General features: G+C 59.9%; 19 protein-coding genes and 1 pseudogene. 6 read left to right on the forward strand and 14 right to left on the reverse strand.

Annotation, left to right across the window (positions count from 1 at the left end):
• Positions 1 to 35: 35 nt before the first annotated feature.
• The 8 genes from K0H48_RS23900 to K0H48_RS23935 form a co-directional block, all read right to left on the reverse strand.
• Complete coding sequence (locus tag K0H48_RS23900) at positions 36 to 1,193, reverse strand: glutathionylspermidine synthase family protein (RefSeq protein ID WP_219269441.1); 1,158 nt, start codon at positions 1,191 to 1,193, stop codon at positions 36 to 38.
• Positions 1,194 to 1,205: 12 nt separating this feature from the next.
• On the reverse strand, positions 1,206 to 1,919 hold the full coding sequence (locus K0H48_RS23905) for a DUF1190 domain-containing protein (protein WP_219269442.1): 714 nt from the start codon (positions 1,917 to 1,919) through the stop codon (positions 1,206 to 1,208).
• Positions 1,920 to 1,937: 18 nt separating this feature from the next.
• On the reverse strand, positions 1,938 to 2,366 hold the full coding sequence (locus K0H48_RS23910) for a DUF350 domain-containing protein (RefSeq protein WP_219269443.1): 429 nt from the start codon (positions 2,364 to 2,366) through the stop codon (positions 1,938 to 1,940).
• Between the two features lie 15 nt (positions 2,367 to 2,381).
• The gene (locus tag K0H48_RS23915; protein ID WP_219269444.1) at positions 2,382 to 3,056 is read right to left on the reverse strand and encodes a DUF2491 family protein; all 675 of its coding nucleotides are present in this window, start codon (positions 3,054 to 3,056) and stop codon (positions 2,382 to 2,384) included.
• Entirely contained in the window at positions 3,043 to 4,077 is a 1,035-nt protein-coding gene (locus K0H48_RS23920) for an ion channel (RefSeq protein ID WP_219269445.1), read from the reverse strand. The genes K0H48_RS23915 and K0H48_RS23920 overlap by 14 nt, the downstream gene beginning before the upstream one ends.
• 72 nt (positions 4,078 to 4,149) lie before the next feature.
• On the reverse strand, positions 4,150 to 4,710 hold the full coding sequence (locus tag K0H48_RS23925) for a rhomboid family intramembrane serine protease (protein ID WP_219269446.1): 561 nt from the start codon (positions 4,708 to 4,710) through the stop codon (positions 4,150 to 4,152).
• Positions 4,711 to 4,923: 213 nt separating this feature from the next.
• Entirely contained in the window at positions 4,924 to 5,622 is a 699-nt protein-coding gene (locus tag K0H48_RS23930; protein WP_138813667.1) for a PspA/IM30 family protein, read from the reverse strand.
• Positions 5,623 to 5,639: 17 nt separating this feature from the next.
• Positions 5,640 to 6,221, reverse strand: coding sequence for a YjfI family protein (locus K0H48_RS23935; protein WP_032865490.1), 582 nt, complete (start codon positions 6,219 to 6,221; stop codon positions 5,640 to 5,642).
• Between the two features lie 606 nt (positions 6,222 to 6,827).
• Here K0H48_RS23935 and K0H48_RS23940 point away from each other — a divergent pair.
• On the forward strand, positions 6,828 to 9,998 hold the full coding sequence (locus K0H48_RS23940) for a hypothetical protein (protein ID WP_219269447.1): 3,171 nt from the start codon (positions 6,828 to 6,830) through the stop codon (positions 9,996 to 9,998).
• Positions 9,999 to 10,057: 59 nt separating this feature from the next.
• Here the strand turns inward: K0H48_RS23940 and K0H48_RS23945 are convergent, their stop codons facing one another.
• Complete coding sequence (locus K0H48_RS23945) at positions 10,058 to 11,089, reverse strand: YhcG family protein (protein ID WP_219269448.1); 1,032 nt, start codon at positions 11,087 to 11,089, stop codon at positions 10,058 to 10,060.
• A gap of 264 nt (positions 11,090 to 11,353) precedes the next feature.
• Here K0H48_RS23945 and K0H48_RS23950 point away from each other — a divergent pair.
• The 5 genes and pseudogenes from K0H48_RS23950 to K0H48_RS23970 form a co-directional block, all read left to right on the forward strand.
• Positions 11,354 to 11,479: pseudogene (locus K0H48_RS23950) on the forward strand (MerR family transcriptional regulator); the annotation flags it as partial.
• A 150-nt stretch (positions 11,480 to 11,629) separates the two neighbouring features.
• Positions 11,630 to 11,872, forward strand: coding sequence for an exodeoxyribonuclease VII small subunit (locus K0H48_RS23955; protein WP_003176346.1), 243 nt, complete (start codon positions 11,630 to 11,632; stop codon positions 11,870 to 11,872).
• Entirely contained in the window at positions 11,869 to 12,756 is an 888-nt protein-coding gene (gene ispA / locus K0H48_RS23960) for a (2E,6E)-farnesyl diphosphate synthase (protein WP_219269449.1), read from the forward strand. Before K0H48_RS23955 ends, ispA begins: the two co-directional genes overlap by 4 nt.
• A gap of 110 nt (positions 12,757 to 12,866) precedes the next feature.
• Positions 12,867 to 14,765 carry a 1-deoxy-D-xylulose-5-phosphate synthase gene (dxs, locus tag K0H48_RS23965; RefSeq protein WP_219269450.1) on the forward strand — a complete coding sequence of 633 codons (1,899 nt, stop codon included), beginning with the start codon at positions 12,867 to 12,869 and terminating at the stop codon, positions 14,763 to 14,765.
• Between the two features lie 136 nt (positions 14,766 to 14,901).
• Positions 14,902 to 16,797: a TonB-dependent receptor gene (locus tag K0H48_RS23970; protein WP_219269451.1), complete on the forward strand. Its 1,896-nt coding sequence runs from the start codon at positions 14,902 to 14,904 to the stop codon at positions 16,795 to 16,797.
• A 22-nt stretch (positions 16,798 to 16,819) separates the two neighbouring features.
• Here the strand turns inward: K0H48_RS23970 and K0H48_RS23975 are convergent, their stop codons facing one another.
• The 5 genes from K0H48_RS23975 to K0H48_RS23995 all read right to left on the reverse strand — a co-directional run bounded on the left by K0H48_RS23975 (position 16,820) and on the right by K0H48_RS23995 (position 19,994).
• A complete protein-coding gene (locus K0H48_RS23975) occupies positions 16,820 to 17,185 on the reverse strand; it encodes a hypothetical protein (RefSeq protein WP_138813660.1) in 366 nt (121 codons plus the stop codon).
• 126 nt (positions 17,186 to 17,311) lie between these two features.
• Entirely contained in the window at positions 17,312 to 18,109 is a 798-nt protein-coding gene (locus K0H48_RS23980; protein WP_219269452.1) for a cobalamin-binding protein, read from the reverse strand.
• A complete protein-coding gene (locus K0H48_RS23985) occupies positions 18,106 to 18,525 on the reverse strand; it encodes a nuclear FMR1 interacting 1 family protein (RefSeq protein WP_138813658.1) in 420 nt (139 codons plus the stop codon). Before K0H48_RS23985 ends, K0H48_RS23980 begins: the two co-directional genes overlap by 4 nt.
• Complete coding sequence (ribA, locus tag K0H48_RS23990; protein WP_017135999.1) at positions 18,522 to 19,139, reverse strand: GTP cyclohydrolase II; 618 nt, start codon at positions 19,137 to 19,139, stop codon at positions 18,522 to 18,524. Before ribA ends, K0H48_RS23985 begins: the two co-directional genes overlap by 4 nt.
• 129 nt (positions 19,140 to 19,268) lie before the next feature.
• Positions 19,269 to 19,994 (reverse strand): ABC transporter substrate-binding protein, encoded by a 726-nt coding sequence (locus K0H48_RS23995; protein WP_219269453.1) that lies wholly within the window; start codon positions 19,992 to 19,994, stop codon positions 19,269 to 19,271.
• Positions 19,995 to 20,015 lie beyond the last annotated feature (21 nt).

Genomic DNA, 20,015 nt, shown 5'->3' on the forward strand with positions numbered 1-20,015 from the left:
GCGGGGCAAGCCCGCTCGCCACAGGGACAACTCAATCAGTCGAGGATCAGGTGCGGTAGAAACCGGCTTGAGTCCTTGGTGATCAAGCTGTTGTCTTCGCGCACGCCGATGCCTGCGGCTTGGTCAGCGATGACCCAGGAACCGATCAGTGTGTAGCTGTCACCAAACCTCGGCAGCGGCGCGAACTCCTGAAGGATAAACGGCGCATCCGTGTAGGGGCCGTCTTCTTTTACGACCAGGCCGTCGGCGGTTTGCAGTTCGATGTTGGCGCCTTCGCGGGAGAAGAACGGTTTGCGTACCCAGCCCTTTGGCACGGCTTTGCCGGGGTCGGTGTCCAGGTGGCAGGCGAGCAGGTTCGGGTGGCCCTTATTGAACTCCCACAGCAGCGGCAGGATGCCTTTGTTGGAGAGGATGGCCTTCCACGCCGGCTCGAAAAACTGGGTGTCGCTCTCGGCAATCGCGGCGCCGAAGGGTTCGTGGAAGATGAATTCCCAGGCGTGCAGTTTGAACAGGTGGGGAATCCAGCGATCCTCAAGGTCGACGAAGCGGCCTTCGCTGGTAAGGCCGATGTCTTCGATGTCGATGTGGCGGGATTCGATACCGACTTTTTCCGCGACCAGGCGCAGGTAGTCGGTGGTGCCTTTGTCTTCGATCGAGTCTTTCATCGAGGCGAAGTAGAACGGCTGGTTCAGTTGCAGTTGCGCGAAGGCCTGGTGCAGCTTGGTGTCGATGCTGTTGAACTGGTCGGCGTGCTTGGGCAGCAGGCCGCGTTCGATGCATTGCTCGAGCCAACCCCATTGAAACGCCGCCGCCTCATAAAGGCTGGTGGGTGTGTCGTAGTTGAGTTCGAGCAGTTTGGCTGGCCCGCTGCCGTTGTAGGAGAAGTCCATGCGCCCGTACAGGTGCGGGTGGCCTTCGAGCCATGAGGTGCGGATCATGTCGAAGAACGGCGCGGGAATGCTCAGGCGCTCCAGCAGCTCCTCGTTGTGCACCACGCGGGCCACCAGGTCCATGCACATGTCATGGATCTCGGTGGTCGGGTCTTCGAGGTCGCGCTCGATTTGCGCGAGCGTGAACTGGTAGTACGCGCTTTCGTCCCAGTAGGGTTCGCCGTCGATGGTGTGGAACAGGAAGCCGAGGCTCTCGGCGGTCTGTTTCCAGTCATGACGTTCTGCGCAGTGGATCTTCTTCATGATCTGGCTTCCTTAACTGCTCGACCCGCCGCCGCCCCAGCCGCTGCGGGCGCTGGCTTTGCTACCGAAGCCGCCACGGGAGGTGGACGAAGCAACATTCACCGGCTTGCTGGAGGAGCGCAGCGTGTTGGAGTAGTTGCTGCTGCCGTATCGGGCCTGGTTGGAACGGCCAAAGGTTGCCCCGTTGGAGACGCGCTGGTTGAGCGTTGAGTTGCCGTAATTGCCGCGATCATCGCGGTAGCGGTACACCGGCTCGGAGCGGTAGCTGTTGCGATTGTTGCTGAGCATGTTGCCAATCAACAGGCCGGTGAGCAGGCTGCTGGTAGAGAAACCAGAGCCGCCGCTGTTGGCTTGCGAGCCGGCGGCCTGGGCATTGGCCGCGTCGACCTGGGACTGTGTTACCTGGCCTTCGGCGGTCAGTTCAAAACCGCCGAGCCTTGGGATGAACTTGCCGGTGGAGTCTTGCTGGCACCAGTCAGCGACAAAGTCGGCGTCACAATCGGTCTGGCTGTCGTACACCGGCGCGATGCGGCGGTGCTCGGCCATGGCGGTCATGTAGGCGTCTGAACAGACGTCGACCGGCAGCTTTTCATCGGCGCATTGCTGGACCGACTGGAAGTTGTACTTCTTCTGCAAATCGTAGGTTTTTTCGGTCGGCCCGCAGCCGGATATCGCCATGGCGACCGACGCTGCCAGCGACAGCTGGACGTACTTGCTTCGTTTCATCGAGAGCTCCGTGCGCAATCAGTACTGGGTGGGCGTCATGCACGCGGCGTTCAGCATGCCGACGCTGATAGCCACGGCGGCTACGTAGATGCCGGCCGCAACTTCGCCGTTCTTGATGCGCTCGGACGTGCCTTTGAGCACCAGGCTGGTCAGCAGAAACGCCAGCAGTTGGACGATGGCGGCGATCACCGACCAGACGACAAAATCCAGCAGGCTGATGGAGTAGGCAATCACGTTGCTGGCCGGTATGGCGAAGCCAATGATCGCGCCGCCCAGGGCCACCGCCGCCGAAACGTTGCCGGCGCGGATCAGTTCGAATTCCTTGTGCGGGGTGATGCGGGTGTAGATGAACTGGAACAGCGCGAACAACACCGCAGCCCCCAGGATGTAGATGACAAAGCCGAGCACTGCGGCTTTGTTCAGGGAGATGGAGAGAGCTTCTAGCATGGATGGCTTCCTTTTTTAGAGCGCAGTCAGGTCGGTTGTGTACAGTGAAATGCCCAGCGACGTGCTCAGGCTGATGCCACCCTCGGCATCTTCTTCGACGGAAAACAGCAGGAACTCGCGGCGATCGGTTAACCCGGTGTCGCGGGCGTACAGCATCGAACGGTGCTCGACGTTGTAGGCGTCTTCCGGGTTTATCACGCGCTCGCTCATCGCCACCAGCTCGGTCTGGCCGGCTTCGCCGCCCCACACACGGGCGTACTCGACGCCGTTGTGGGTGTAGGTCGGCAGCCCGATCAAGCTTTGTGGGCCTGCCAGCCGACGCAGTTCCGCTTCGCTGCTGATGGTGACATAGCTTAAGTAGTTAAACAGGATCACCGACTCGACCTGCCCGGCGATGTCGCCGGTGGTGTGCACCTGCAGCCAGTAATCTTCTTCGTTCATGTAGTAGCGCGACAGCCAGGTCGACTGCCCGAGATCAACGGTGCCGTTGGCCCAGATTTCCTGGGAACCAGGGATCACCACCGAGGTTTTCCCATCGAGTAGCAATTTCAGAGTGGTGTCGAACATCACGCCTTTGCCCGGCGCCAGGCCCAGCGGCCCGGTGGTGGGCACGGGTTCGGCGGCGGGCCGGTTCGATTGTGGATTCGCGTTCGGGGCCTCGAGCCCCATCAACTGTTTAAACCATCCCATGGGAGATTTCCTTGAGGCGGGTGGAGGCAATGTAGAAGAGCTCGCCGCCTTCAACGCGCGTGGCACTGGGCGGGTTGATCGACGGTTGCTGGGCACCTTTGGCGCGATAGCCGATAAGGGTGGCGTTGTGGCGTTCTTTCATCCGGGTGTACAGATCGCCGAAGGTGGCTTCAAAGGCCTCGGGCAATTTCATCAGGTATTGAGTGGCGCCCTGCCCCACGCACAACAGTTCATTGATGACCACGGATGAGCCCGGATCCTGGGAGGCGCGCACCAGCATTTCGATCGCCATGCTGGACGTGCATTCCAGGCGCGGGGCGTAGGAGCTGGCCAGTGCGGCAATTTCACTTTCATTGAAGTGGGCGACCACATGGCCGACGGGGCTCAGTTGATTCACCGCCAGCACCGTGGCCAGCGTCAGGTCGTCAGACGGGGTTCGCACCAGCACACGCTCGGCACCGGGCACACCGGCACGCAGTAACAGCGCGCTGGAGGACAGGCTTTCACCGCGGATGAACGCGGCTTTGCCCGGCATAGGGTTTTCTTCGAGGGTGCAATCGCAAATCACGATCAGGTTGTCGTTTGAGGTTTCGTCCTGAAGCAATAACTCAATGACCCGCTCACTGGACGCGCCTTCCCAGCCGATGAGCACCGTATGGCCGACCTTGCCGGTGAAATCACCTTTGCCCTTCATGCCTTTTCTCCATGCATCGATAACACTGCTGGTGGTTTTGCCGATAGCCGCTGTGAGCAGCGCAATGCCCCCGAGCATTACCCAGGTCGCCACGAAAATGCGCCCTGCAGAGGTCTGCGGGGCGAGGTCGCCGTAGCCGACGGTGAGCGTGGTGGTGAGATAGAAGTAGATAAACGTGGCGGGAGCAGTGAGGTGTTGTTCGCCCAACAGCACCAGGCCCAGGTAAGCCGTGCTCAGGTGTACGCCCAGGGCAATGATCAAGCCTGCCCAGCCGAAGCGGTGAAAGAGCGAGGAGGCGTACATGCGCAATAAAAGGAAAATCGACATTTCGTCCCTGGCTCCCTGGGTACTTGAATCCTGATGACGCCATCGCCTCAGCGTCTGTAGGCTCAAGTGCGTTCACCCGGCATTAAACCTGCTGCGCGGTGCAGAGAGAAGTACCTTGGCAGCAATAAATCCGGCGAACGCACCAAACAGATGCCCTTCGAAGGAAATACCCTGGCGCGGCAGGAAACCCAAGATCAACCCGCCATAAAACACCGCCACCCCACCCGCGATTAACAGGTTGCTCCAGCTTCTGTGAAACCAGGCGCGTGACAACAGGTAGGCCCATAGCCCAAAGACCCAGCCGCTGGCACCGACATGTACGCCGCTAAACCCGAACAGCCAGACCAGCGAACCACCCAGCAGGATAATAATCGCGCTCACGGTGACGAATCGGTTGAGCCCTTCGGCCATGACCAGGGTGCCCAGCACCACAAAGGCGATCAGGTTTGCGCTGAGGTGGGCAAAGGAGGCGTGCAGAAACGGCGAGGTGAGGATGCCGAACAGGCCCTGCACGGTCCTCGGGATCAGCCCGAATGCCATGAGGCTGTAGCCGGTCGCCACATTGAGCAGTTGCAGCGCGACCATTAACACGGCCAGCCCTGCGATTGTCTTGAAACCCTTCAGGGCGTCCATCCTGACCTCGAGGTAAAAAAGAAGGGCAGACCTTAATGCCGGTCGGTTAAGCGCAAGCCCCCTGTGGGAGCGGGCTTGCTCGCGAAAGCGGTGGGTCAGTCAACATCCATGTTTGCCGGGCTGACGCCTTCGCGAGCAAGCCCGCTCCCACATTTGACCTTCGCTGCCTTGAGCATTTCGCTGACTTAACTGCCCGGCCTGCTTCGGCGTTGTTTACTCAGCTGACTTTTGCTTCAGGCGCTCCAGAATCGCATTAGCGCTGCCGGTGTCCGGCGTGATGCCGGCGTCGCGCAGTTTGCGTTCCAGGTCGGTGCCGGTCGATGCCTCGGCCAGTTCATCCTGGGCTTGCAGTTCAGCGGCACGTTGCTGCTGTTTGGCCTGCAGGCGGTTGAGTGTACCGACGGCGGTTTCCAGCTTGCCGTTGGCGCCGCCGCTGGCGACGGACGCACTGACCTGGGCCTTTTGTACGCTTTCGCGGGCCTTGGCCATGTCCACTTGCTGGCGCAGGCTTTTGATCCGGCTTTCGGCCTTGGTGATGTCCTTGCGCATGCTGTCGGCGTAGCCACCGAACTCGGCGGTCTGCTTTTGCTCGGCGTCGCGCTCGTTGGTCAGGGTCGAAATGGCTTCGGCCACTTCCAGGGCCAGGTCTTCACGGTTGGCCTGGATAGCGGCCATCGCTTTGGATTCCAGGTCTTTGATCTTGGCGTCGTACTCGCCCACGCGATCGGCCGCCAGTTTGTGCTTGGCCATGATGCTCACCAGCTCACGCTTGGCGTTGGCCAGTGCGGTGTCGGCGTCGCGAATTTCTTGATCAAGGATGCGCAGGGCCTGTTGGTCGACGATCGATTCGCCGACTTCGCTGGCACCGCCACGCAGCGCGGTGAACAATTTGCTCCAGATGGACTGAGTCATTGGATACTCCCGAATACTTAATTGAAGAAACGTTCGAAGGCTTCGCTCGCGCGCTGCACGTTATCGACCAGGGTTTTCACCTCGGTCACGATGTTGGTCAGGCTGGAGTCGGAACTCAGCGCACCAAACATGTTGTAAACGACTTGACCGTTCGGCATGGACTCGATGCCGATCGACGACAACGGGAACATTTCCCGGCTGCGCAGCACGGCGTCATTGAAGGCCGTTACATCGTTGATCGACTCGACGTCGACCAGCACGGTATCGACGATGATCTGCTCGCCCACCACCGCGATGTAAATCGGCAAGCCACCGAAATCGTTCATTTCCAGCTTGATGCTGGACTCGGAGCCTTGAACCAGAGAAAGCGTAATGTCTTTGGCGACCACTTCGTCCAGGGCCTGAAGCGCGCTGAAAAGGCGGTCGATGTTCCAGTTGGTACCTGCGCTCATGAAATTCTCCGACATAAATGAGCCAGCCAGAATCGGTTGGCGAAGCTGTTTCTCCATTTGCTTGAGCAGGCTTCGGTTTTCGGGAAGCACCCAAGTCTCGTGTTTCACATAACCGGCGGCCGCCAGCCCCGCGCGCATCTGCTTCATGTAAAAGCTCGACGGCTTTTTAACCGGCGGTTTCAAGCGCTCTCCCTTGCGGCTTGCTGAATCGGTATCGGGCTCTGCGGGCGGGCTCGATGGAGAGCTGCTTTTCATGGTACTGGCCTCGTTGTGAAAATCTCACGCGTGAGAAAATCTACGCGCTATTTTCGTCAGGCTCAATAGCTCACGCGTGAGATTTTTTGTCTCACTTTTCCCGAACCGCCCAACAGCGCCCACCGCTCAAGGCTGAGGCTCGATTGTTCCAATCTGATGAACGGTTAAATGTCATTGTTGGCGCGCCCACACTTGGCTCGCCACGCTCTAGCGCAAGCGCACCGTACACATCGGGCTTTTTTTCGGGCACCGGCCTTACTGCATAAATGTTCCGAAATTACCTTGGCGTTGTGAATTGTTGTGAAGGCGTTGCGAATCAGCCAAAACTCCGTGCTAAGTTCTGTGACGTTGCAATTCACAGCATTCATGCACAGCGGCCGCCCAACTAAGGCCGCCCTCTTGTTATCAAATAAACAGCCTCGGGTAGTTAACCAGGAAGTTGTACGGCCCTGCGCGCTTTAATAGTAGCCAGGCCACACTTACATCAGGAGAATAACCATGGTAGCGAAGGTAGAAACGACCCCAAAGGACGCCGCGGTCACTAATAAGAGTTCTGTCGCTGCCTGGGAAAAGTCCGTAAAAAAAGCCGCCGCCGCGCCCAAAGATGAGTTGGGCAAGGGCCAGAAGCGCCCCGAGGGTGACACCCGCTCGGCCCAGCAAATCATTGATGACACGCCCCTGCTCGCCCAACTGGGCAACCAAAGTGGAGTGAAGGACAACCTTAAAAAGCAGGTTGGTGATTTTGAGAAAGATGCGGATGCCGCCTATCGCGCGTCCAAGGTGCTGGAGCATGTGGAATACATCGACGAAGACGGCAAGCTCACCGATGGCAAAGAGGTCGGCAACCACAGCATCGACGGCTTCACCAAGGACGGCGAAGCCCGGCATGGCACCGAGGCGGGCCGTTTGCAGGACTTTGGCAAATACGGGTATTCGAGCCTGCGCGGCGAAGTGGTCAAGTCGAACCTGGGCGACAAACAGAAACGCCCCGACGGTGACACGCGTTCGGCCAAGGAGATTATCGACGCCACGCCCCTGCTGAAAAACCTCGGCAACCAGAGCGATGTGAAGGACAACCTCAAGAAGCAAGTGGGCGACTTCGAGAACGACGCCGACGCCGCGTACCGCGCTACCCAGGTGCTGGAACATGTGGTCAGCATCGATGAAAACGGCAAGTTGCTGACCGGTTATGACGCGCGCAACAAAGACAACGACAGCATCGATGGCTTCACCAAAGACAAAGAAGCCCGGCACGGCACCGAAGCCGGCCGCTTGCAGGATTTCGGCAAGTACGGCTACTCAAGCCTCAAGGGCGACCTGATGCACGTTAAGGACGCAACCCATTCCGACAAGGCCGCGCCGCCCGATGAGCCCCAGGACGTGCAGGCCCTGCGCGACAAATACAACATCCCCACCTTCGGCGCCGAAGGGCTGATGGACATGGAGCTGCCCAACGACAAGACCGTGGGCGGCCAGACGGCCGAGAACTTTGTGCAGGGCATCCGCGATGACATCAAGAGCGGCAAACTGACCGAGGACTCGGATGAAGCCAAGATCGTCAAGCTGATGGACGCCCAGGCCGCACTCGACAGTGGCTATGACCTGTACGGCTACGCCGAGAGTATCAACCTGGGCAGCGGCACTTACCGTGAAACGGATAAGACCCCGACTAAGTTGAACGGCAAGGACGTCAAGGAGATGGTCGACGAGGACAAACTCGCCAAAGAAATCTCCACACTCATGGGCAAAGAAGGCATTAAAGACCGTTACGACGTAGAACTAAAGAAAAGTGTCGGGAGCTTATCGGAAGATCGCTTGAATGAAGTTCGCGAGCAAGTGTTCCCGGCACTCTTCAAAGACGGTACGCGTGATGCCAACTTGAACTTTGAAGACTATGTGATTGCCATGAACGACTCCGGCGATCCGAAAAAGTCGGAAACCGCCGAACTCGATGTGGACCGTTATTTCGAATCGCTGCGCATCCTCGAACCGGACAGCTACACCGCACGTCGTCAGACTTTCGACCAGAACATGATGACGCACCAGCTCAACACCTACATGGAGAACCCCGACAAGGTTTCGCCGGAAAATGCCGAAAGTGGGTTGAAAGCCTCGTTCACGATGATCAAGGGCGGTATCAACGCCGTCCTCGGAGGCCTGGACAAGGGCGACAAAACCTACGACATGTACAAAAAGATGAAGGATGAAATCGACATCCTCGATGGCCATATCAAAGGGCTGACGCCGGCCGAAAACAAACAGATCGCAGCGGCCATTCGTCTCGCTGCCGCCAGCGGCGACCCGAAAGCCATCGACAAGGTGGTCGACAACCAGCTGAAGGGCCTGGGCGACAAACGCGAGGCGGCCGCTGGCTCCTTGAAGACGGTGCTGCACACCGCCAGCTCCACCGGCGGGCTGAGTGCCATGGCGGGCACCATGAACCTCGTCAGCGGCGCCCTGCAGCTCGCCAATGGCGGCGGCAACATGACCGACGACCAGAAAATCGCCGCCGCCAAAGACCTGGTCGCCGGTTTGAGCTTTACCAACGACTTCCTCAAGTTCGGTTCGAATATTGCTAAAACCCTGGGAGACAATGACTCCGATAAACCTGACGCGGACAAAGAGGGTAAAGGCCCGGCAAAAAGCAAAGCCACTGATTGGCTGGGCCTGCTCGATGAGAACCTCCCGGATATCTGGGGTAAGAAAGCCACTGAAAAATCTGATGCACTCGCCGCAGCCATAAGTACCCGTGTCAAAGAGTCGTCCGAAACCCTGAAGAAACTCGACGTGGGCAACCTGTCGGCCGATGAGGTCAAGGAGTACGACAACGCCGCCAAATCCCTTGGCGAACACATGGGCGTCAAGGACATTCCCGGCAAAGGTAGCCCGGCGTCAAAATCCGAGATTGCGATCGCCTCCGGGCGCTCGTTTCTGCGCTTTATGGGCGGCGCCGGCCTGGATTTGACCGGTGGCGTGATGGACATCGTTTCCGGCGCGCGCAAACTCAAAAACGCCAAGACCGCACTGGAGAAAACCGACGCGGCCTTCACCCTGGGCGGTGGTGCATCCGGTACCGGTATGGCGATTGCCAATACCATCGCCATGTTCGCCCCCAAAGGCGCGCACCTGGCTGGCAAACTGGCCGGTGATGTTGCCGCCACCGTGGTACGCGGGCTGGCCATCGGCGCCCGTATTGCTGGCCCGGTTTTCGCCGTGGCCGGTGTGATCTTCGGTGTGGCAGGCACCTTGATTGCCGAGGCGGTCGAGCATGCAAAAATGCAAAAGCTCACCGACTCCCAAGGCAAGTTTTTCAAAGACCTCGCCGCTGCCGGCGTAACCAAGGACGACTGGGGCGACAAGCTCGAATACGCGCGTTATGCCAGCTACATGTACGGCGGCCGCGACACACCGGACGACAAATCGATGTTCGAGTACCAGTCGGACGAATGGAAACACTTCAAGGAAACCGAAGACAAAAAAGGCAGCTCCCTGGCACGGCTGGCGCCCCACTTGCACAAGGACAGCGATCCCGACAGCAAGAACCTGTGGGAAAAATTCCTGGCCGGCGGCACCAGCTCCAGCGGGCCCCATGGCAGTGAACGGCATACCGATGACTGGCGTCCTTGGGGTAGCACGGACATGGATGCGGGCAAGCAGGAAAGGGCCTGATTTTATCCATTCAACGGTTACAGCCTGTCCTAATGGCAGGCTGTAACGGTTAAACGCCGCTAACCCGCCAACTCCCGCTCAATTTGCTCAATACTTGGCAAGCTCGTTTGCAGCTCTGCCGGTAAAGATTCCACCAACTGATATTCCGCCACGCCGATCGGTCGGTTGTTGTCGCGCAATGCGTATTCAGCCACCACCTCATTTTTGCTCTTGCACAACAACAGGCCGATGGTGGGCCCGTCCTGCGGGTGTTTAAGCTGGGCATCCACTGCCGACAGGTAAAAACTCAGCTTGCCGAGGTGTTCAGGCTTGAATTTGCCGGTCTTGAGTTCGATCACTACGTAGCAGCGCAGCTTCAGGTGATAGAACAACAGGTCGACGAAAAACTCATCACCGCCAACATCCAACAACACCTGTTGCCCGACAAAGGCGAAACCGGCGCCCAGCTCAAGCAGGAAGTCGGTGACGTGCTTGATTAGCGCGTTTTCTATATCGCGCTCCTGCGCATCCAAAGCCAGGCTAAGGAAGTCGAAGCGATAAGGGTCCTTGAGCGATTCGCGCGCCAGGTCGGACTGGGGTTTGGGCAAATGGTGTTCAAAATTGCTCACGGCCTTGCCACTGCGCTCCAGCAGGCGATGCTCGATTTGCATCACGAGGGTGTTACGCGACCAGTTGTGTTCGATTGCCTGGGCGATATACCACCGGCGCGTTTCGGGGCCGGGGAGTTTGTCCAGGAGCACCACATTGTGGCCCCACGGCAATTGTGCAGCAGCCTGTTGCACAAATCCGGCATTCGGCCACGCCTCGGCAAAAGCGCGCATATATTTGAGGTTGCGCGGTGAAAAGCCCTTCATCTTGGGGAAGGCCGCGCGCAAGTCTTGGGCAAGGCGATCAACCACCTTGCTGCCCCAACCCTGCGCGGCCTGGCGGGTCAGAATATCGTGACCGATCTGCCAGTAAAGCAGCACCAGTTCGCGGTTCACCGCCAGCGTCGCTCGCTGCTGGGCCGTATGGATGCGCAGTTTAAGGTCGCTCAGCCAGTCGCTATAGCCCGCAGGAGGCGTGATCAAGCCGATAGAGGTTTCACTCATGCCCGTTTCACTCTTGACTGGAAGGTCACAGGCTAGTCAGTGGTTTTTACTGTCACAAGGGGCCGCAAACGGTTCAGGAAGGGCCTTGCACAGATCACAGAAACGTCCTGCTGGCCTTTGCAAATCGGCGCATCGCAACGCCACGCCTTGACTCTCCCCGATACAGCACACCCTACCTTGAAAGACCCACTTTCAGGCTCCGGCACCATGACTCAGCGCATCCTGCTCATTCTCGGCCATCCCTCCAGTACCAGTTTCTGCTCAGCCATCGCAAGCAAGAATTGCGAACTAGCCGGGCAGATTGCCGGGCTGCAGAAAATGCAGGCCGGCTTGATGGCATTTGAAGCGCAGCTCAAGGACGCACAGGGGCAATGCTCCGGTATGCGCTGAGCCGAATAAAATGCCTAATCGGCTCACGAAATGAGCCGAATAAGCGTTTTATTCGGCTCAACGGCAGACCAGTGACAGCCCCGCTCATTTGCCCAGAATCCCCATGTCTGCTAGTGTCGCGCCGGTTTACCGTCTACCGGATTAGCCGCCATGGCCCGCAAAAAAGTTGCACTCGATTTCGAACAATCCCTCGCCGACCTGCAAACTCTGGTTGAGCGTCTGGAGAACGGCGAGTTGTCGCTGGAAGACTCGTTGACGGCGTTTGAGCAGGGCATCGGCCTGACGCGCGACTGCCAGAGCGCGCTGGCGCAGGCAGAGCAGAAGGTGCAAGTGTTGCTGGAGCGTGACGGGGAGTTGGCCGAAGAACCCTTCGATGCGGAACAGCCCGAATGATCGACGCGTATCAGGCCAGCAGCCAGGCCCGGGTCAATACGGCGCTCGAACCCTTGTTCGTGGCGCCAAGCCCCGAGATGAAGCGCTTGTATGAAGCCATGCGCTACAGCGTGATGAATGGCGGCAAGCGTGTGCGCCCGTTGCTGGCGTATGCGGCCTGTGAAGCCCTGGGCGCGCCGGCCGAGCAGGCCAATGGCGCAGCGTGTGCGGTTGAGCTGATTCATGCCTATTCGCTGGTGCATGACGATTTGCCGGCCATGGACGATGACGATCTGCGTCGCGGCCAGCCCACCACCCATAAAGCCTTTGACGAAGCCTACGCAATCCTCGCCGGTGACGGCTTGCAGAGCCTGGCGTTCAGCGCCTTGCTGGACCCGCGCCTGAACAGCGTGAATGCCGAGATCAGCCTGCGCATGGTCACGGCCCTGGCCCTGGCCGCAGGCCCGGCCGGCATGGTCGGCGGGCAGGCCATCGACATGGGCTCGGTCAGCCTCAAGCTCGACCAAAAAGCCCTCGAACATATGCACCGCCACAAGACCGGCGCACTGATCGAAGCCGCCGTGCATTTGGGCGCCCTGGCCAGTGGCCGCGCCGAAGCGGCGCAGTTGGCGGCCCTGCAGACCTATTCCCGGGCCATCGGCCTGGCATTCCAGGTGCAGGACGACATTCTCGACGTAGAAAGTGACACCGCCACCCTGGGCAAACGCCAAGGCGCGGATATCGCCCGGGACAAACCGACTTATCCGGCGTTGCTGGGCCTTGATGCTGCCAAGGCTTACGCCCTGGAACTGCGCGACCAGGCCCTGGATGCCCTGCGACCTTTCGACGCGGCGGCCGAGCCACTGCGCGACCTGGCGCGGTATATCGTCGAACGCCGCCACTGATAACCGCGGCCTTTCGCGCCGCATATCGGCCAAGTTCGGCGCCCTGCGTGGGCAGTTTGCACCGCTTGAGGTAAACTGCCGCCTCTTCTATACCTATAACGATTCGCCTGATGCCCACGACGTTTCAAGAGATTCCCCGCAAGCGCCCGTCCACGCCCCTGCTCGACCGTGCTGTCACGCCGGTCGGCCTGCGTCGACTGGGTGAAGCCGAGCTGGAAACCCTGGCCGATGAGTTGCGCCTGGAATTGCTCTACACGGTCGGCCAGACCGGTGGGCATTTCGGTGCCGGGCTGGGCGTCATCGAGCTGACCATCGCCTTGCACTACGTGTTCGACACCCCGGACGACCGGCTGGTGTGGGACGTGGGCCATCAGGCGTATCCGCATAAAATCCTCACAGGTCGCCGCGAGCGCATGGGCAGCCTGCGCCAGAAGGACGGCCTGGCCGCCTTCCCGCGCCGCTCCGAGAGCGAGTACGACACCTTTGGCGTCGGCCACTCCAGCACCTCCATCAGCGCCGCGCTGGGCATGGCGATTGCCGCCCGCCTGCAAGGCAGCGATCGCAAGGCGATTGCGGTGATTGGTGATGGCGCGCTGACCGCCGGCATGGCCTTTGAAGCACTGAACCACGCGCCGGAAGTGGACGCCAATATGTTGGTGATCCTCAACGACAACGACATGTCGATTTCGCGCAATGTGGGTGGCCTGTCCAATTACCTGGCAAAAATCCTTTCGAGCCGCACCTACGCCAGCATGCGCGAAGGCAGCAAGAAGGTGCTCTCGCGCCTGCCCGGTGCGTGGGAAATTGCCCGGCGTACCGAAGAATATGCCAAGGGCATGCTGGTACCCGGCACCCTGTTTGAAGAGCTGGGCTGGAACTACATCGGCCCGATCGACGGCCATGACCTGCCGACCCTGATCGCCACGCTGCGCAATATGCGTGACCTCAAGGGCCCGCAATTCCTGCATATCGTCACCAAAAAAGGCAAAGGCTTCGCTCCGGCAGAAGTCGACCCGATTGGTTACCACGCCATCACCAAGCTCGAACCTGTGGATGCGCCCGCCGCTGCGCCAAAAAAAGCCAGCGGGCCGAAGTATTCCGGCGTGTTTGGCGAATGGCTGTGCGACATGGCCGCCGCCGACCCGCGCCTGGTTGGCATTACCCCGGCGATGAAGGAAGGCTCCGACCTGGTGGCGTTCAGCGAGCGTTTCCCGCTGCGCTACTTCGACGTGGCAATTGCCGAGCAACACGCGGTGACCTTCGCCGCCGGCATGGCCTGTGAAGGCGCCAAGCCGGTGGTGGCGATCTACTCCACCTTCCTGCAACGCGGCTATGACCAGCTTGTTCACGATGTGGCGGTGCAGAACCTCGACGTATTGTTCGCCATCGACCGCGCCGGTTTGGTCGGCGAAGACGGCCCGACTCACGCGGGCAGCTTCGACTTGTCCTACCTGCGTTGCATCCCCGGCATGCTGGTGATGACCCCGAGCGACGAAAACGAGCTGCGCAAGATGCTCAGCACCGGCCACCTGTATAACGGCCCGGCTGCCGTGCGCTACCCGCGCGGCAACGGCCCGAATGCGGTGATCGAAAAAGACCTGGAGCCGATCAAGATTGGTAAAGGCGTCGTACGTCGCCAGGGCAGCAAGACCGCGTTTCTGGTGTTTGGCGTGCAGTTGGCCGAAGCCCTGAAGGTCGCCGAGAAAATCGACGCCACTGTGGTCGACATGCGCTTCGTCAAACCGCTGGATGAAGCCTTGGTGCGCGAAATCGCCGCCAGCCATGAGCTGCTGGTGACCGTCGAAGAAAACGCCATCATGGGCGGCGCCGGTGCAGCAGTCAGTGAGTTCCTGGCGCGAGAGAACATCCTCAAGTCGGTACTGCACCTGGGCTTGCCGGATGTGTATGTGGAACACGCCAAACCGGCGCAGATGCTGGCCGAATGTGGCTTGGATGAGGCCGGGATCGAGGCTTCGGTGCGCACGCGCATGGCGCTGCTCGGCCTGTAAACATCAATAACATGTGGGAGCTGGCTTGCCTGCGATAGCATCACCTCGGTTTAACTGAAAAACCGAGGTGGCCGCATCGCAGGCAAGCCAGCTCCCACATTGGTTTTGTATTGCTGCTCAATGCTATGGACAGCCCATGAATCGCCTTCGCTTTGCCTTGCCCCTGCTGCTGCTACCCGCCATTGACGTGCTGGCGGACAGCTTTGAGCGCGACGACGCGCTCAAACTCTCCGACGTGGTGATCAGCGCCAACCGCCAGGTGCAGGCGCGTAACGACAGCAGCGCCGCCAACAGCGTGTTTACCCGCGATGACATCGACCGTTTGCAGCCTACCAGCGTGAGCGACTTGCTCAGCCGTGTGCCCGGCGTGCAGGTGGCACAAAGTGGTGGCCGTGGCAGCGTGACAAACGTGTATGTGCGCGGCACGTCCACCGCCCAGAGCCTGGTGTTGGTGGATGGCCAGCGCATCAGCAGCTCCACCACCGGCACCAGCAACCTGCAATACCTCAACATCGACCAGATCGAGCGCGTAGAAGTGCTGCGCGGCTCGCGCTCGGCGATCTACGGCAGCGATGCGATTGGCGGGGTGATTCAGATCTTCACCCGGCGCAACACCGACTCTGGCCTGCAACCTCGCCTGCACGTGGGCTTTGGCAGCAATCAGACGTGGGAACGCAGCCTGGGACTGTCCGGCGGCGACCAGCAAACCCGGTTCAGCCTCGGCGCCAGCCTGGATGACACCGCCGGGATTAACCGCACACACACGTCGTACCCGAGCGATGGCGACCACGATGCTTATCGCAACCAGGCCATCAGTTTCAGCCTGAGCCATGCCTTCACCGATGACATCGACGCTGGCGTGAACGTGCTGGATAACCGTGGCAAAAGCGAATTCGACAACCCTTTTGGTCGCTATGACTCGGTTACTTACCAGAGTTTCCAGCAAAAGCCCTATACAGACTTCACCGTCAGCAGCGTCAACAGCTATGTCGACGCGCGCATCAACGACGCGTGGAAGTCTCGCCTGGAGCTGGGTCACAGCGAAAACCGCGAAAAGACTCTGGATAAACTCAGCGACGACCGCAGCGTATTCAACACCTACCGTGACTCGCTGAGCTGGCAGAACGATTTGACCCTCAATGATCAGAACAGCCTGATCCTGGGCGGCGACTGGTACGAAGACCGGGTCAACAGCAACACGGTGCTCGCCGAAGACAGCCGCTGGAACCGTGCCGCATTCATCCAGCACCGCTTTGAAGCGCAGTATTTTTCCACCGAGCTGGGGCTGCGCCGCGACCAGAACCAACAATTCGGCGGTCACAACAGCTGGAGCGGCACCCTGACCCTGCCGATGAACCCGGATAACGACCTGTTGCTGAGCTACAGCGAAGGCTTCCGAGCACCGACCTTCAACGACCTTTACTACCCGGACGAATACGGCTTTAAAAACGCCAACCCGAACCTGAAACCCGAAACCTCCAAAAGCTACGAACTACAGTGGCGCAGCCAGCTCAGCGACACCAGCCGCCTGGAGGCCTCGCTGTACCGCACCGATATCCAGGACGCCATTGTGTTCGGCAGCGACGGCCCGCAAAACGTCAGCTCGGCCCGCATCAATGGCTTTGAAGCCGCGCTCAAGCAAGAATTGTTCGGCTGGCAAGGCAGCCTTGGGCTGGCGATGATTGACCCACGCGACCGCGACACCGGCCACACATTGGCGCGCCGCGCCAGACGTACGGTGAGCCTGGATCTGGACCGCCAATTCGATCAGTTTGGCGTCGGCGCCAGCTGGCAAGCGGTGAGCAGCAGCTACGATGACCCGAAAAACCAGCAACCGTTGGGCGGTTACGGGTTGCTGGGTCTTCGCGCCAACTGGGCAGTGAACCGTGAAGTCTCGCTGAACATGAAGGTCGATAACCTGCTGAACAAAGACTACAGCCGGGCACTGTATCAGTATCAAGGCCAGCAATACGGCTACCGGGAAGAAGGCCGGGCGCTGTTGTTTGGAGTGTCCTGGACGCCGGAACTGTAACGCCAGCGCGCACTATCGATGATCAGTACTGCCTTTTGATCCGCTCGTTAGACGTCAGGCTGCCTGCCTCCACCACTTTGCTGCACGTTGAGTAGCCCCAGGCATTTGCCCAACCTTGCGAGGTGAACGAGACGAAATAATCGGCTTTTTTACCATCGCGCTCCAACGCGTAATCAAAACACTGCGAGGTGCCGCCACGGATCGAGGTGATTTTTGTGGGGGCTTGAATATTCAGCATGTCCTGCTTGGTGGTATCCATCGAAGAAGTCCGGTCCACCACGGGATGATTACCGAATGTCCTGATGTCTGAGATCGCTTGCGAGATCCCGCAGCCGCTCACTAGCGCCAATGCCAGAGCGGCACCGGCCAACGCCAATAGATAACGCATGATGTGTCCTTGATCAGCTCGAATGGGAGAGCCGCGAAACTAGCACCCATAGGCAAGCAGATCGCCAGGCAAAATCCGATAGTTTTGACAGACTAATCGCACCGCAGCAGACGAAAATACAGATTCTCAGCGCTGGCCGGCCATTGCCTGACAGAGCTTCGCGATGGCCTCGATCATCTGCCCACTCGGCCGCTCCAGCCCCTTGTCGGGCACGACCTGCAGACGACCTTCAGCCACGGCCGCTATCTGAGGCCAGGCCTTCCATTCGTCGAGTTGCGCCTGATCGCCGGCCAGGATCAGTTCGGGGTTGCGCTGCAGCACTGACTCAACGCTGACCTGCGGCGCAGGCAGCTTGAGGTCGGCAAACACGTTGCGTGCGCCGCAAACCTGCAAGGCATCACTGATGATCTGCCCACCGCCCACGGTGTACAGCGGCTGGTTCCACACCTGGTAAAACACGCGTAACGGCTCGGCACGCTGATAGCGTTGGCGCAGTTCGGCCAGGCGCTGGCGCAACTGCGCAGCCAGCGTTCGACCCGCTGCTTCACGGCCCAATTGTTCAGCGATGGCTTGGACCTCGGCAGTCAGTTGTTCAAGGCTATGGGGTTCGGCCACATAGACCGGGATATTCAGGCGCTGCAATTGTTCGCGCTGGGCCGGGCCGACACTGCCGGGCCAGAGCAGAATGAGGTCGGGCTTGAGGCTCAGCAGGCGCTCCATATTCAATTGGCCGTACTGCCCAACCGACGGCACTTGGGCCAATGCCGCCGGGCGCTCGCCGCCGTCGAGCACGCCCACCAGCAAATCGGCGGCGCCCAGTTCGACCACGATTTCGGAGAGAGACGGCGCCAGGCTGACGACACGCTCAACCGCAATCGCCTGGGCACTGAATGCCAGCAGAACCGCCAGCCAATAGCGCCTCATCCCAGCTGGCGCGGGATGCGGTAGAGGTAAAACAGCACCAGTGTCGACAGCGCCAGCAGAAACAGCGGTACCGCTTCCAGGCCGACGAACACCGCCAACGCGCCGATCCAGGCCGGCAGCGCGGCGACCAACAAAGCCGCACGCCGACGGGCCGCGAGGGTAATCCAGGCAGCCGGTTCTTCGGGCGTATCGAGGGCTTTGGAAGTGGCGATCAGTGCGTGTTTATAGCCATGAAAATAACGCAGGCTCAGAAACATCGAGGCCACGCCGGCAATAAAGAACGGCATGGCCAACACAGGAAGCAGGGATTGGGCTTGCCCGAACACCAGGTTAAGCACGAACAACGGGAGCAATGCCAGGGCCAGGTACTGCCACCAATTGAAGGACAGTCGCCGTTTCACCTGGCCACGGGTCACGCGCGGTCGACCTCGCCCTGATGCTCGTTGCCCATCATATGGTCGAGCTTGCTGGCTTTGGTGGCCAGGTAGAGCTTGTTGTGCGGGTTTTGCCCGGTGTGCAGCGGCACGCGCTCGGCCACGGTGATGCCCATCTCGGTCAAGGCTTTGACCTTGCGCGGGTTGTTGGTCATCAAACGCAGGGATTTGACGCCCAAATGCTCCAGCATCGGCAGGCAGATCGCGTAGTCACGCTGGTCAGCGGCAAAGCCCAGGCGTTCGTTGGCTTCGACCGTATCGGCGCCGCCGTCTTGCAGCTCGTAGGCGCGGATCTTGTTCATCAGGCCAATGCCACGGCCTTCCTGGCGCAGGTACAGCAACACGCCACGGCCTTCACGAGCAATGGCGCGCATGGCCGCTTCCAGTTGCGAGCCGCAGTCACAGCGCTGGCTGAACAAGGCGTCGCCGGTCAGGCATTCGGAATGCACACGGCCCAGCACCGGCGCGCCGTCGGCGATGTCCCCCAGACTGAGCACAACGTGCTCGCGGCCGGTGGCTTCTTCGAGAAAGCCGTTCATGGTGAACGTGGCAAAGGGGGTAGGCAGCTTGGAAGCGGCGACGAAAACGACGGGCACCGTGTGCTCCTGATTTCAGATTTCACAGAGGGCGTCATTGTAACAGCAGGTTCCTACAGACGCTTAAGCTGAATTATCGCTGATAAAGATCAATAGGTTCGATTGGCCTTCGTCCTGGTTCTATGCAGGTCAGAACGGGTACGGCTGCTTCCAGTGTTCGAAAATCGGTTTCAGCTCGCCGCTCTTTACCAGTACAGCCATGCGTTGGTCATACACGCCCATCAGCGCCCGGCCCCGCTCAGTGTCGGCAAAGCCTATGTAGAGCGGCAGTTCGGCTATATGAGTGAGCTTGAATTGCGCCGGGTCATCCGACTGGCTGAGCACGTATTTGGCTTCGGCGAGGGCATCTATATAGAAGTCGGCGCGGCCGTGCTGCAGCATTGGCAGGATGCCGTCGCGACGTTCGATCTGATTGAAGCGGCGCACATTCGGCAAATACTCCTCGTACTTGTAGCCACGCACCCAGGCCAGGCGGTAATTGCCCAGCGTGGCGACGCTGGGCGCAGGTGTGGCTGCCATCCCGAGGGCGTAGATGTGGTCGGAATCGAAGTTCCAGTGCGGGTACAGAACGCCAGTGGCCTCATCGCGATAGGAACCGACCCAGCCATCTACCTCGCCACGCCGGGCCAGGCCAACCGAACGGGTATACGGCACGCTGCGGGTTTGCACGGTAATGCCCACCGGCTCGAAGATCTGGCGTACCACATCCCAGGCCAGGCCCGTGCCGTCTTTGTTGGTGTAGTCGTTCCATTGCTCACTGGCCAGCATGATCTTGCCAGGCACCGAGGCTTCATCCGCCAGAACCTGGGATGCGAAAGCGCACAACACTATCAGCAGCCAACGGCGCACACCCATGGTGACAACCTCTCCTGCACT

It is taken from the genome of Pseudomonas sp. Xaverov 259 (genome assembly GCF_019352915.1).
Lineage (GTDB): Bacteria > Pseudomonadota > Gammaproteobacteria > Pseudomonadales > Pseudomonadaceae > Aquipseudomonas.